14 protein-coding genes are annotated in these 11,984 nt (G+C 68.5%); 10 read left to right on the top strand and 4 right to left on the bottom strand.

The window, feature by feature from the left end; all coding sequences use genetic code 11:
• Nucleotides 1-110: 110 nt before the first annotated feature.
• Nucleotides 111-908 (bottom strand): TIGR02234 family membrane protein, encoded by a 798-nt coding sequence (locus ACWGCN_RS27340; RefSeq protein WP_378995673.1) that lies wholly within the window; start codon nt 906-908, stop codon nt 111-113.
• Entirely contained in the window at nt 905-2,443 is a 1,539-nt protein-coding gene (locus tag ACWGCN_RS27335; RefSeq protein ID WP_379311895.1) for an anthranilate synthase component I, read from the bottom strand. Before ACWGCN_RS27335 ends, ACWGCN_RS27340 begins: the two co-directional genes overlap by 4 nt.
• A gap of 133 nt (nt 2,444-2,576) precedes the next feature.
• Between ACWGCN_RS27335 and ACWGCN_RS27330 the strand changes: the two genes are divergently transcribed.
• The 4 genes from ACWGCN_RS27330 to ACWGCN_RS27315 all read left to right on the top strand — a co-directional run bounded on the left by ACWGCN_RS27330 (nt 2,577) and on the right by ACWGCN_RS27315 (nt 4,650).
• Nucleotides 2,577-2,855 carry a hypothetical protein gene (locus ACWGCN_RS27330; RefSeq protein ID WP_378995677.1) on the top strand — a complete coding sequence of 93 codons (279 nt, stop codon included), beginning with the start codon at nt 2,577-2,579 and terminating at the stop codon, nt 2,853-2,855.
• 72 nt (nt 2,856-2,927) lie between these two features.
• Nucleotides 2,928-3,398 (top strand): peroxiredoxin, encoded by a 471-nt coding sequence (locus ACWGCN_RS27325; RefSeq protein ID WP_378995679.1) that lies wholly within the window; start codon nt 2,928-2,930, stop codon nt 3,396-3,398.
• 67 nt (nt 3,399-3,465) lie between these two features.
• Entirely contained in the window at nt 3,466-4,038 is a 573-nt protein-coding gene (locus ACWGCN_RS27320) for a permease (protein ID WP_452458172.1), read from the top strand.
• A gap of 144 nt (nt 4,039-4,182) precedes the next feature.
• Complete coding sequence (locus tag ACWGCN_RS27315; RefSeq protein WP_378995683.1) at nt 4,183-4,650, top strand: MarR family winged helix-turn-helix transcriptional regulator; 468 nt, start codon at nt 4,183-4,185, stop codon at nt 4,648-4,650.
• On the opposite strand, the gene hisI is transcribed toward ACWGCN_RS27315, so the two are convergent.
• Both hisI and ACWGCN_RS27305 read right to left on the bottom strand, forming a co-directional pair.
• On the bottom strand, nt 4,647-4,991 hold the full coding sequence (hisI, locus tag ACWGCN_RS27310; RefSeq protein WP_378995685.1) for a phosphoribosyl-AMP cyclohydrolase: 345 nt from the start codon (nt 4,989-4,991) through the stop codon (nt 4,647-4,649). The two genes, ACWGCN_RS27315 and hisI, sit on opposite strands and share 4 nt — an antisense overlap.
• Nucleotides 4,988-6,241 carry a PucR family transcriptional regulator gene (locus tag ACWGCN_RS27305; RefSeq protein WP_452458173.1) on the bottom strand — a complete coding sequence of 418 codons (1,254 nt, stop codon included), beginning with the start codon at nt 6,239-6,241 and terminating at the stop codon, nt 4,988-4,990. Before ACWGCN_RS27305 ends, hisI begins: the two co-directional genes overlap by 4 nt.
• Before the next feature lie 177 nt (nt 6,242-6,418).
• On the opposite strand from ACWGCN_RS27305, the gene ACWGCN_RS27300 reads away from it, so the two are divergent.
• The 6 genes from ACWGCN_RS27300 (at nt 6,419) to ACWGCN_RS27275 (ending at nt 11,917) form a co-directional block, all read left to right on the top strand.
• On the top strand, nt 6,419-7,177 hold the full coding sequence (locus ACWGCN_RS27300) for an ABC transporter ATP-binding protein (protein WP_379311898.1): 759 nt from the start codon (nt 6,419-6,421) through the stop codon (nt 7,175-7,177).
• Entirely contained in the window at nt 7,174-7,923 is a 750-nt protein-coding gene (locus ACWGCN_RS27295) for an ABC transporter ATP-binding protein (RefSeq protein WP_379311899.1), read from the top strand. The genes ACWGCN_RS27300 and ACWGCN_RS27295 overlap by 4 nt, the downstream gene beginning before the upstream one ends.
• A complete protein-coding gene (locus tag ACWGCN_RS27290) occupies nt 7,920-8,798 on the top strand; it encodes a branched-chain amino acid ABC transporter permease (protein WP_378995695.1) in 879 nt (292 codons plus the stop codon). Before ACWGCN_RS27295 ends, ACWGCN_RS27290 begins: the two co-directional genes overlap by 4 nt.
• Nucleotides 8,795-9,847 carry a branched-chain amino acid ABC transporter permease gene (locus ACWGCN_RS27285; protein ID WP_452458174.1) on the top strand — a complete coding sequence of 351 codons (1,053 nt, stop codon included), beginning with the start codon at nt 8,795-8,797 and terminating at the stop codon, nt 9,845-9,847. The genes ACWGCN_RS27290 and ACWGCN_RS27285 overlap by 4 nt, the downstream gene beginning before the upstream one ends.
• The gene (locus ACWGCN_RS27280) at nt 9,837-11,093 is read left to right on the top strand and encodes an ABC transporter substrate-binding protein (RefSeq protein WP_378995700.1); all 1,257 of its coding nucleotides are present in this window, start codon (nt 9,837-9,839) and stop codon (nt 11,091-11,093) included. Before ACWGCN_RS27285 ends, ACWGCN_RS27280 begins: the two co-directional genes overlap by 11 nt.
• A gap of 77 nt (nt 11,094-11,170) precedes the next feature.
• Nucleotides 11,171-11,917 (top strand): hypothetical protein, encoded by a 747-nt coding sequence (locus ACWGCN_RS27275; RefSeq protein ID WP_452458175.1) that lies wholly within the window; start codon nt 11,171-11,173, stop codon nt 11,915-11,917.
• Nucleotides 11,918-11,984 lie beyond the last annotated feature (67 nt).

The raw sequence follows: 11,984 nt of genomic DNA, 5'->3' as shown, positions 1-11,984 counted from the left end.
TTCTGGGGAGACGCACTTCTCGCCCGAGAGTCCCCTCGGGCGCTGTCTCACCGATGCTGGTAAAGAATAAATGCCCGCCGCGCGTGTCACTGCGGCGGGGGTGCTGCCGGTCACTTGTTCTCCCCGGCCGGACCGCGGTCGGCGCCGGGAGTGTCCGGGGTATCGGTCGGGTCGGTGCCCGCGTCGAGCGCGTCCCACAGCACCCGGTCCGACAGCGGCGCCGCAGATCCGGTCTCCGCGTTCTGCTTGCTCACCGCGGCGCTGGCGTCGGCCTTGCGGAACACCGGGTTGTCGTATCGGTCGGAGACCTCCTCGGTGCGTTCGCCGGTGCGCCGGGTGAGCAGGATGCCCGCGGCCAGTGCCAGGCTCGCCGCGACGATCGACAGGATCGCGGGACCCAGGTGGGTGTCGGCGGAGCTGACCACCGCGCGCACCGGCAGCTCGGCCAGCGTGCCCGCCCGGTCGGCGGTCCTGCCCGCGCCGACGGCCAGCGCGAACCCCGGCACCGCGGCGGCCGCGGCCACGACCGAGATCACTACCCCGAGCAACTGCCGCAGCACACCCTTGACCGCGAACACCGCCGCGATCGAGGCGACCAGCACCAGCGCGAGCGGGGTGAGCGCGCCGAACCACACACCACCGTTGAGGTCGTCGGTGCGCGGTTCGGTGAGGCCGTCGGCCGAGTACACCGTCACCCACGTCATCCGCGAAGACGCCCACAGCCCCGCTGCCGCCAGCGCGAGCAACACAACCGGCACGATCGGCTTCGCCGCCGTGGCTCTGGCGGAATGGTCGGCCTGCACGCTCGCCGCGTCGGCGGGACGTGCGGCGGACGAGTTCGGGCCGTCGTTCGAGGAGTCCGCCGGGTCGACGGAATCGGTGTGGTCTGCTCCGGGCGTGGCCGTCACAGGTCCCCGCCTTCGTAGGTGCGCAGGGTCTGCGCCGCCGCGATCGCCTTGAGCACCGCCATGGCCTTGTTGCGGGCCTCGGTGTCCTCGTAGACCGGATCGGAGTCGGCGACCACGCCCGCGCCCGCCTGGACGTAGGCGGTGCCGTCCTTGAGCAGGGCGGTGCGGATGGCGATGGCGGTGTCGGCGTCGCCGGCGAAGTCGAGGTAGCCGACCACGCCGCCGTAGACGCCGCGCCGGGTCGGTTCCAGCTCCTCGATCAGTTCCATCGCCCGTACCTTCGGCGCACCCGACAACGTGCCGGCGGGGAAGCAGGCACGCACCGCGTCGAGTGCGATCTTGCCCTCGGCGAGCTGCCCGGACACCGTCGAGACCAGGTGCATCACGTGGCTGTACCGCTCGACGTGGCGGTACTGGGTCACCTTCACCGTGCCGGGACGGCAGACCCGGCCCAGATCGTTGCGACCGAGGTCGACGAGCATCAGGTGCTCGGCGTTCTCCTTCTCGTCGGCCAGCAGGTCCTTCTCGAGCAGGATGTCGTCCTCGGCGCTCTCGCCACGCCAGCGGGTGCCCGCGATCGGGTGTGTCGTGGCTACCCCGTCTTTCACGGTGACCAGCGATTCGGGACTCGAGCCGACGATCGAGAACGCGGTGCCGCCCTCGCCGTCGGGGATGTGCATCAGATACATGTACGGACTCGGGTTCGAGGCCCGCAGCATGCGGTAGACCGCCAGCGGGGACCCGGTGTAGTCCATTTCGAAGCGCTGCGAGAGCACCACCTGGAACGCCTCACCCGCCTCGATCTCCTTGATCAGGCGGCGCACGCCGGTACCGAATTCCTCGGTGGTGCGCCTGCGCAGGAACTGCGGTTCGGGCTGGTCGAAGACCGATACCGTGGAGGGCGCGGGGGTGGCCAGCGCGGCGGTCATCCGGTCGAGCCGGGCGAGCGCGTCGTCGTAGGCCTCGTCGACCCGGGAGTCGGTGCCGTCCCAGTTCACCGCGTTGGCGATGAGGGTGATCGCGCCTTCGTGGTGGTCGAACGCGGCCAGATCGGTGGCCAGCATGAGGACCAGTTCGGGCAGCCGCAGATCGTCGGTGGCGAGCTCGGGCAGACGTTCGATGCGGCGCACCGCGTCGTAGCCGAGGAAGCCGACCATGCCGCCGGTGAGCGGCGGCAGCCCGGGCAGCCGTTCGGTGCGCAGCAGTTCGAGGGTGTCGTGCAGCACGCGCAGCGGGTCACCGCCGGTGGGTGCGTCGACGGGCACCGTGCCGAGCCAGGCGGCTTCGCCGTCGACCACGGTCAGTGCCGACGGGCTGCCCGCGCCGATGAACGACCAGCGCGACCACGAGCGCCCGTTCTCCGCGGATTCGAACAGGAAGGTGCCCGGCCGGTCGCCGGCCAGTTTGGAGTAGGCCGAGAGCGGAGTTTCGGAGTCCGCCAGCACCTTTCGGGTCACCGGGACGACCCGGTGCTCGGCGGCGAGCAGCCGGAACTGTTCGCGGGTCGTGGTGGTTGGTGTCGACGCGCCCTGCATGGGCCCATCATCCCAGGCGTGCCGTCGCCGACGCGCGCGGACCCGACCCCGCGCCGAATCGGGCGGTGACCGGCATCACTACACTCGCGCGCGTTCCATGTCGCATGCGGTAATCCCCTTTCCGAGAGGAGCAATGGTGTACCCCTCGCAGCAGGGCGCACAGGACGGCCGGCTGGCCGTCCCGTCGCAGCAGCACTTCGGTCCCGGCCAGCAGGCGGTGGCGACGAGCGCGATCAATTCGTTCGTCACCTACGCCAAGGCCATCCAGGACCTCGACAAGAAGAATTTCCCCGACGAGTACGCCGGGCACAGCGATCGCATCCGCGAGCTGGAACCACTCTTGCGCGCGCACGGCATCCTCGACGTGATGCAGATCCGCAATCCCGACATCGCGGCACTGCTCGGGCAATAGGACCCCAGATCCCCGTTCGTGGACGCGAACGGGGATCTTCCTTACTCGGCCGCCGGTCGTTACTGTCTGGGCATGCAGCCAGGCCAGCGCGCTCCGCAATTCGAGCTCCCCGATCAGTCCGCCCAGCTCCGCTCGCTCGACGGCTTGCTCGCCGACGGCCCGGTGGTGCTCTTCTTCTACCCCGCCGCCAACACTCCGGTGTGCACCGCCGAGGCCTGCCACTTCCGTGATCTGAGCGGCGAGTTCGCCGCGCTGGGCGCCTCGTGTGTCGGTATCAGCACCGACAGCACCGAGGTGCAGGCCGGTTTCGCCACCAAGCAGCGCCTCGACTACCCGGTGCTGTCCGACAGCGACGGCGCGGTCGCCGCCGCGTTCGGCGTGAAGCGTGGACTGCTGGGCAAACTCGCCCCGGTCAAGCGACACACCTTCATCATCGACACCGACCGCACGATTCTCGAGATCGTCACCGGTGAGCTGCGGGCGGCCGTGCATGCCGACGAAGCGCTGGCCTTCCTGCGCAAGCGCAGCATCACTCCCGAGTAGTACCGGTCGGCGAATCGCCGGGCGGCGGATCGGCGCCCGGCGACCTCGACGCACTTACGCTGGGCAGATGACAACCGGCGAGGTGCAGTCGAGCGGTCAGAAGCCCACGGCCGTCGTATGGCGTAACCGGGCGATCATGACCCTCGCCACGGTGGTGGTGCTGGTGGCCGCCTACTTCATCCTGTCCTCGTTCATCCCCCGGTGGTGGGCACAGCGGCTGGCCAGCACCGTGCACGGCAGTTTCAGCTCGGGCATCTGGTGGGGGCTGGTGTACGGCTTCGTGTTCACTTTGCTGCCGCTGTTGCTGCTGATATTCGCGGTGCGGGTGTGGAAGCGCAAGGGCGGCAAGTTCATCGCGGGCGCGGCGGTGATCGTCGCGCTGGCCTGCTCGCTGCCGAATCTGATGACGTTGACGATCGTGCTCGGCGGCAACAATGCCGCACACGCGGGTCAGCGAATTCTGGACGTCGACGCGCCGGCGTTCCGCGGCGCCTGCCTGGTCGGCGCCATCATCGCGGCGGTGGTGTTCGCGCTGGTGATCGCGCTGATGGGCAAGCGCGGATTCAGCCGTCACAAGGCCGCCAAGGCCGCGGCGCAGGAACCGGCGCCCGCTACGCCGCCGATGACCGGCGATCGGTAGCCCTCGCCCACACCCCCGCGGTGATGTGAGTGACCTCACGACCACCGCCAACTCCCGGACGCCACAGCGACGTCGTGGCAAACTCTTTCGTGTGCGCGCCTCACTCCACCATGTCCGCCGTCCGGCCGCGAGGCAGTACCGGCGATGACTCAGTGGCTCGACCCCGTCGAACAACGCGCATGGCAGGCGATCGTCGCGCTCATGACCCGGATTCCCGGCGCACTGGACACCCGGTTGCAGCGCGAGTCCGGCCTCACCCATTTCGAGTTCCGGGTACTCAGCCTGCTCTCCGAGGAGGCGGGACACCGGCTGCAACTGAGTGATCTCGCCCACAAGGCAAATGCGTCGCTATCGCGACTCTCGCATGTGGTCTCGAAGCTGGAACGCATCGGCTGGGTGCGCCGCGACACCACCGCGGGCCGACGCGGGGTGTACGCAGTTCTCACCGACGCCGGTTTCGAGAAGGTGATCGAGGCGGCCCCCGGCTACGTGGACGCCGTACGCAGGCTCGTTCTGGACGGTCTCACCGATCAGCAGACCGCGCAACTCGCGGTACTCGGGGAATCCCTGTCCGACCGGCTGAACCGGATCCTCGTCGAAGACGGCGACTAGCCGATGGCGAGCAGTACGTCGGTGTCGAAGCAGGTGTGAGTGCCGGTGTGGCAGGCCGCGCCCTCCTGATCGACGATCAGCAGCAGCGTGTCGCCGTCGCAATCCAGGCGCACCTCGTGCACGTACTGGGTGTGCCCGGAGGTCTCGCCCTTGACCCAGTACTGCTGACGCGAACGCGAATAGTAGGTCGCCTTGCGGGTTTCCAGCGTGCGGGCCAGCGCCTCGTCGTCCATCCAGGCCATCATCAGCACGTCGCCGGTGGCCTTTTCCTGTGCGATCGCGGCGATCAGTCCGTCCTCGGTGCGCTTGAGGCGGGCGGCGATGGCGGGGTCGAGGCTCATGCCTCGTTTATAACAGCAGCCAGTTCGATGGCCACCAGCAGTTCCACCAGGTCGTTCACGCTGCGCACATTGCGACCGGTGAGTTCCTGGATCCGGCCGAGCCGGTACTTGGCCGTATTGAGGTGGATGTGGAGGGTGTCGGCGGCTTCGCGCAGATTCATGTCGGCGGCGGCGAACGCGCGGATCGTCTCGGCCAATGTCCCGCCACGAACGCGGTCCTCGGCCAGTGCGCTCCCGATGCGGGGGTCCACCAGCTGACGGGTGGTGTCATCGGCGCGCAGGAGCAGATATTTGAACGGCGTGAGCTGCGGTAACGCGAGTACCCCGCCGCCTTCGGGCAGGAGTTCGAGCGCGGCCTGCGCCTGCCGGTAGGCACGCGGAATCTGGGCGACCTCGGTGACCGCGGTGCTCACCCCGACGGCCAACGTGAGGCCCTCGGCGCCCAGCTCGTCGCGCATCACGCGCAGCCGCTCGCACAATCCGTCGGCGGCGTCGCCCGCACCGAGCGCGGGCACGGCGACGATCTCGGATCCGCGGACCACCGACAGCGTCCGCAATCCGTTGACCGTGCACCGAGCCATCGCCGCGGATACCAATTGCCGTGCCTGACCGAGTCTTTCGGACGAATCCTCGTTGTGTTCCGCCCGATCGAGCACGACCGCGGTGATCACCACCACCGGCGCGGTACGTTCGGCCCCGATTCCGTGCGCGGTGGCCACCGACAGGTGCGGACCGCTCGACGGCAGCGCGCCGTCGAGCAGCGCGTCCATCAGCGCCTGCGAGTCGCGCCCGGATTCGGCGGCCACGTACTGCTGGAACTCCAGATAGGCGTCGGTGGCCTGGGTACTGATCAGATCGGTGTAGCGGGCCAGCGGCCCCGCCAGCGACAGCACGGCCGCCTGACCTGCCTCGGAATCGCCCGCGTGCGCGAGCAGCGTTTTCCAGATGGCACGCTGGCCGAGGCGAAACGCCGCGATGTAGTCGACCAGCGGCAGCCCGGTGCGGGCCCGTCGCGCCGCCGCCTGCCGCGCGTAGGCGACGTCGGACGGGCAGACGCGTCGGTGCTCGAGCAAGGCGCCGAGCCCGGTGCGGCTCAGCCGGGCGAGCTGATCGTGCACATCGTCGAGCAGACCGGGCCCCGCGGTGGCGTAGCCGGGCAGCTCGGCGCGGATCTTGGCCATCACATCGTCGGCGATCTCATCGGCGTGGTCGTACGCCGCACCCGCTATCCGGTGACGCTCGGCCCGCACCTGATCAGACTCGGTCGAAACGGATAAACGTGATCCAGCTGACATGTTCCGGGAGTGTGCATGCGCGCGCTCACAGTGTCAACCACGTCACACTGTCCGCAGCGGACGAGCACCGGTCGAGTTCTTGGTCCACAACGTCCGATGTGGGCTCCGACCTGCGGTCTTAGTGTTCGTCGCATGCTCGAGATAACCAACCTGACGGTGCGCTTCGGCGGTATCACCGCTTTACAGGACGTCGGGTTCACGGTCGCTTCCGGCGAAATGGTCGGCCTGATCGGACCCAACGGCGCAGGCAAGACCACCCTGTTCAACTGCATGACCCGGCGCAACCGGCTGACGTCGGGCACCATGCGTTACCTCGACACCGATCTGTCCACGGTGCGGCCCGACGCGCTGGCCGCGCTCGGCATCGCCCGCACTTTCCAGAACCTGGGCCTGTTCCCCCGTCTCTCGGTGCGCGAGAACGTCCTCGTGGGTGCACACCACCGAGCCTGCGCGGGCTTCGTATCAGCCGGACTGCGGTTGCCGAAGATCCGCAGGGAGGAAAAGCTGCTGCGCGCCGAAGCCGATGAACTGCTCGAGCGCCTCGACCTGACCGCGGTCGCCGACCACCCGGCTTCCGGTCTGCCTTTCGGCACCCTCAAACGCATCGAGCTCGCCAGAGCGCTGGCGGTGCGGCCACAACTGCTGCTGCTCGACGAACCCGTGAACGGCTTGAGCCACGGAGAAGTCGACGAATTCGCTCACCGCCTGCGCACCCTGCAAGCCGACCTCGCGCTGACCGTGATCGTCGTCGAACACCACATGGGTTTCGTGATGGGCACCTGCGATCGGGTGATCTGCCTCGAGTTCGGCCAGGTGATCGCCGAGGGCGAACCCGAAGCGGTACAGCAGGATCCGGCCGTCATTCGCGCCTATCTGGGGGCTTCGGCATGAGCGAGCACTGGCCGACGGCCGACGACGCGTTCTTGACAGTCACCGATCTGCATGCCGGTTACGGTGCGGCGAAAGTCCTGCACGGCGTCAGCTTCTCGGTCCAGCAGGGCACCGTGTGCGCGATCCTCGGCCCCAACGGCGCCGGCAAGACAACCCTGCTGCGCGCCCTGTGCGGGATGATCAAGGTTCGCGGCAGCCTGCTCCTCGACGGTGACGAAGTATCCGGTCGCGCACCGGAATCGATGGCGCGCCTCGGCGTGGCCCATGTTCCCGAGGGGCGCGGCACCTTCGCCCCGCTCACCGTCGAAGAGAACCTGCGCCTGGGCGCCTACCCCCGCCGTGACCGCGCCGCCGTCGAAACCGACCTGCGCCGCGTCTACGACTACTTCCCGATCCTGCGCGACAAACAACGCGACGCCGCAGGCGGCCTGTCCGGCGGCCAGCAGCAGATGCTCGCCATCGGCCGGGCGCTGATGCTGCGGCCACGCATGCTGCTGCTCGACGAACCCTCGCTCGGCCTCTCACCGCTGGTCACCCAGGAGTTGTTCGGGATCGTCGCCACCATCAACGAGGAGGAACGCACCACGGTGATCGTCGTCGAACAGAACGCCCACCTGGCGCTCGGTGTCGCCCAGCAGGCGCACGTCCTGGAAACCGGGCGCATCGTCTTGTCGGGCACCGCCGAGCAGATCAGGGCCGATGAACAGGTCACCCGCTCCTACCTGGGAATCCAGGTGAAGCCGTGATCGAATTCCTGCAGCAACTCGTCGAGGGTCTGTCCGCGGGCGCGATCTACGCGGGTCTCGCGCTGGCACTGGTGCTCATCTACCGATTCACCGGGATCGTCAATTTCGCCCAGGGTGAGCTGGCCATGTTCTCGGCGTTCCTGGCCTGGCAGCTGAGCCAGATCATGCCGTTCTGGGCGGCGCTGATCCTCACTCTCGCCATTTCGTTCGCCGGCGGCATGCTGATCGAACGAGTGGTGATCCGGCCGGTCGAGGGCGCGCCCGAGATCACCCTGGTGATCGTCACCGTCGGACTGTTCTTCACCATCCACGCCACTGCGGGCTGGATCTGGTCGTATCAGACCAAATCGTTCCCGAATCCCTTCCCGGAGGGGGCTCTGCGTGGTGGCGGGCTGAGTGTGGGCTACGGCAGTCTCGGCGTCCTGCTCGTCGTCGGCGTGGTCATGGCGCTGCTGTATCTGCTGTTCCGCTACACCAGGATCGGGCTCGCCATGCGTGCGGTGGCGTGTAACCCGCAGTCGGCCAAACTCGTCGGTATCCGGGTCGGCACCGTGCTCGCGCTCGGCTGGGGACTGGCCGCGCTGGTCGGGGCGGTGTCAGGCGTGCTGTCGGCGCCTCTGCTGTTCCTCGAACCCAACATGATGGGCGGAGTCCTCATCTACGCCTTCGCGGCGGCGACGCTGGGCGGGTTCGACTCCCCCGGCGGCGCGGTGGCGGGCGGTCTGATCGTCGGCGTCGCCGAAACCCTCACCGGCGCTTACGTCGACGCGATCGGCACCGAACTCAAGATCGGCGTGCCGCTGGTGATCATCCTGGGCGTGCTCTTGCTGCGCCCGCAAGGTCTGTTCGGACACGCGGCGGTGGAAAGAGTATGAGCGAAGTGAAACTCACCGAAAAGCCAGTGACCACGACACTGGCTGTCCCACAGAATAATTCCGTCTCAGCTCGTATCAGTGCCATCCGGTGGCCACTGCTCGCGACGGCAGCGCTACTGCTGCTCGCCTGCGCGGCCCCGTTCCAGCTGGTGCCGTTCCACACCTTCCAGCTGGCCATGGCGATGATCTACGCGGTCACCCTGCTCGGGCTGAACCTGCTGGTCGGTCACACCGGCCAGATCTCATTGGGCCACGGTGCGTTCTTCGCGGTCGGCGCCTACACCGCCGCGATCGCGATGCAGCGCTGGGACATACCGTATTTCGCGACCATCCCGATCGCCGCGGGCATCACCTTCGTACTCGGTTTCGCCCTCGGCGTCCCGGCGCTGCGACTGCGCGGGCTGTACCTGGCGCTGGTCACCCTGGCCATCGCGATCTTCCTGGTCCCCCTGCTCAAGCGGTTCGACGACCTGACCGGCGGCTCGATGGGACTCGTTGTCGACAAGCCGGTGCCGCCCGCGTGGACCGGCCTCGCCGAGGACCAGTGGCTGTATTTCCTGGCACTGGCCACCACCGTGATCGGCTTCGTGCTGGTCGCCGGAATGCTGCGCTCGCGAGTCGGGCGGGCCCTGCACGCGATGCGCGACAACGAGATCGCCGCCGAGGTGCTCGGGGTGAACCTGGCGCACTACAAGACGCTCGCCTTCGCCTGGAGCGCGCTGCTGGCCGGTGTGGCCGGCTGTGTCTACACCTGGGTGATCGCGTTCGTCTCGCCCGACTCCTTCGCGCTGACGCTGTCGATCACGCTGCTGGCCGGACTGGTCGTCGGCGGGCTCGGCACCACCTGGGGCCCGCTGCTGGGCGGACTGTTCGTGATGTTCGTGCCCAGTTTCGCCCAGGACGTCAACCAGGCCGCACCCGGCGTCATCTTCGGACTGCTGATCATCGCGGTCATGTACCTCGCGCCGAAGGGTTTGGCCGGCCTGGCCACCCAGTGGACGCAATGGCTCGGACATCGTGTCCGGAAAGGGAAAACTCATGCGCACTAGGGCAATCCGCTCCATCGGTGTGACGGCCGCGCTTCTCGCGACCCTCACCGCGTGTGGTGGTCGTGGCGAGGAGACCGGCTCCGTCGGTCAAGGCGACTGCCAGGGCCAACAGACCACCGGTATCACCGACAGCACCATCAAACTCGGCGGGGCGTACCCGCTGTCGGGTCCGGCCTCGGCCTACAGCGAGGTCCCCAAGGGCGCCAAGGCCTACTTCGACTACATCAACGCCGAGCAGGGCGGCATCGACGGACGCAAGGTCGAGTACATCGTCCGCGACGACGGCTACCAGCCGCCCAAGACCGTCGAGGAGACCCGCCGCCTGGTCGAACAGGACCAGGTGTTCGCGGTCTTCCAAACCCTCGGCACGGCAACCTCTTCGGCGGTCACCGACTACCTCAACCAGCGCAAGGTGCCCCAGGTCTTCGTCGCCACCGGGGCGAACAAGTTCGGTGCCGGCACCGAGCACCCGTGGACCATCGGCTGGCAGCCCAGCTACCGCACCGAGGGGCTGGCCTACGCGCAGTACGTGAAGGCGCAGCGGCCCAACGCCACCGTGGCGGTGCTCTACCAGAACGACGACTTCGGCAAGGACCTCCTCGCGGCGTTCACCGAGGGCGTCGCGGGCAGCGGGGTGAAGGTGATCGCCGAACAGAGCTTCGAGGTCACCGACCCCACCGTCGATGCCCAGGTGCGCAACCTCGCCAACTCCAAAGCCGATGTGCTGCTGAACTTCTCGACCCCGAAGTTCGCCTCGCAGGCGCTGGCCGCCGACGTGCGCAACGCTGACTGGAATCCGTTGCACGTACTCGCCGTGGTCTCCAACACCATGGCCACCCTGCGCCCGGTGGGGCTGCCCAACGTCCAGGGCACGGTGACCGCGGCGTTCCTCAAGGACGCCGCCGATCCGCGCTGGGCCACGGACGCGGGCATGCAGACCTACCGGTCCAAGCTGACGCAGTACGCCCCCGGCGCCGATCCCGAGAACCAGCACGCGATGGCCGGCTGGACGATGGCCGAGAGCTTCCGCAAGACCATGGACGCGGCGAAGTGCCCGACCCGCGAGGGCCTGCGCGACGCGATGCGCTCGCTGGACAACGTCTCCGCCGACCTGATGCTGCCCGGCATCGCGATGAAAACCGGTGCGAACGACGGCTATCCGCTCGAAGCGGTCGGCATCCAGACCTTCGTCGGCGAGCACTGGTCGCTCACCGACGGCGGTCTGATCGACACTGCGGGCAAGTAGTCACCCCCTCCCTCGTTGCGCAGCGCGTCCCAGCGTGCGCGGCTCGTCCGAAGTACCCCGATCGATGAGGATCACAGATGAAGATGTCAACCACTCTGGCCACGGCGGCGATGACCGCACTGGCCCTGTGTGTCAGTACCGGGACCGGCAACGCCGATCCCGCACCACAGACCGAGGTGCGCTACGAGGTGAGCAGGCAGGGTGACTCCGCGGTGCTGTCCACCGACGGCAAACTGCAGGTCGCCGACGGCCAGCTCGTGCTCACCACCGGCGCCGGCACCCCGGTCGCCGCCCTGCCGCTGACCTACCGCATGGACGACAAGGTGTTCCCGATCGCCGCCACCGTCGACGGCGGTACCGCGACCCTGACCCCGTCCAAGGAGGGCGGCACTCCGGTGGCCCCGGCGACGAACCTGATCACCCAGGACGTGGCCGCGCAGCAGATCGCCGAGTCCTTCACCCCGCGCGATCAGGCCGCGCTCGGGGTCCTCAGCCAGCGCCTCGGCGTCGGTGGCGCCGTGGCGGCCATCGTCGGCGCGGTGGTCGGCGGTGGCATCGGTTGCCTGGTCGGCGGCGCCGCGGGCGCGACCATCGCCAGCCCGGTGATCGTGCTGCTGGTGCCGTGGGTCGGCGCCACCGTGGCTGGTTGCGTGCTCGGCGCGGCCACGCTCGGTGCGGTCGGCACGATGATCGGTCTGGTCACCGTCGGCGGTCCGCTGGCGCTGTTCTCGGCCTACCAGTACTTCTCGACCATTCTCGCGCCGTGCCCGGCCGAACTCGGCGCCTACTGCAAGGACCCCGCGGTCCCCACACCGCCGAAGTAGTACGCACCGCCGTCTCGCCGGCCCACCCGATCACCGCGTCGGGCGGGCCGGCTCGTGGCCGTTTCCG

Source organism: Nocardia sp. NPDC055050, from assembly GCF_053608345.1.
This window is presented reverse-complemented; position numbering and strand designations above follow the sequence as displayed.

What these genes read in the sequence shown, in the direction of transcription:
- ACWGCN_RS27300 (WP_379311898.1), top strand. Translation starts at nt 6,419, where the DNA reads ATGCTCGAGATAACCAACCTGACGGTGCGCTTCGGCGGTATCACCGCT.
- ACWGCN_RS27295 (WP_379311899.1), top strand. Translation starts at nt 7,174, where the DNA reads ATGAGCGAGCACTGGCCGACGGCCGACGACGCGTTCTTGACAGTCACC.
- ACWGCN_RS27325 (WP_378995679.1), top strand. Translation starts at nt 2,928, where the DNA reads ATGCAGCCAGGCCAGCGCGCTCCGCAATTCGAGCTCCCCGATCAGTCC.
- ACWGCN_RS27280 (WP_378995700.1), top strand. Translation starts at nt 9,837, where the DNA reads ATGCGCACTAGGGCAATCCGCTCCATCGGTGTGACGGCCGCGCTTCTC.
- ACWGCN_RS27335 (WP_379311895.1), bottom strand. Translation starts at nt 2,443, where the DNA reads ATGCAGGGCGCGTCGACACCAACCACCACGACCCGCGAACAGTTCCGG.
- hisI (WP_378995685.1), bottom strand. Translation starts at nt 4,991, where the DNA reads ATGAGCCTCGACCCCGCCATCGCCGCCCGCCTCAAGCGCACCGAGGAC.
- ACWGCN_RS27320 (WP_452458172.1), top strand. Translation starts at nt 3,466, where the DNA reads ATGACAACCGGCGAGGTGCAGTCGAGCGGTCAGAAGCCCACGGCCGTC.
- ACWGCN_RS27275 (WP_452458175.1), top strand. Translation starts at nt 11,171, where the DNA reads ATGAAGATGTCAACCACTCTGGCCACGGCGGCGATGACCGCACTGGCC.
- ACWGCN_RS27285 (WP_452458174.1), top strand. Translation starts at nt 8,795, where the DNA reads ATGAGCGAAGTGAAACTCACCGAAAAGCCAGTGACCACGACACTGGCT.
- ACWGCN_RS27315 (WP_378995683.1), top strand. Translation starts at nt 4,183, where the DNA reads ATGACTCAGTGGCTCGACCCCGTCGAACAACGCGCATGGCAGGCGATC.
- ACWGCN_RS27330 (WP_378995677.1), top strand. Translation starts at nt 2,577, where the DNA reads ATGGTGTACCCCTCGCAGCAGGGCGCACAGGACGGCCGGCTGGCCGTC.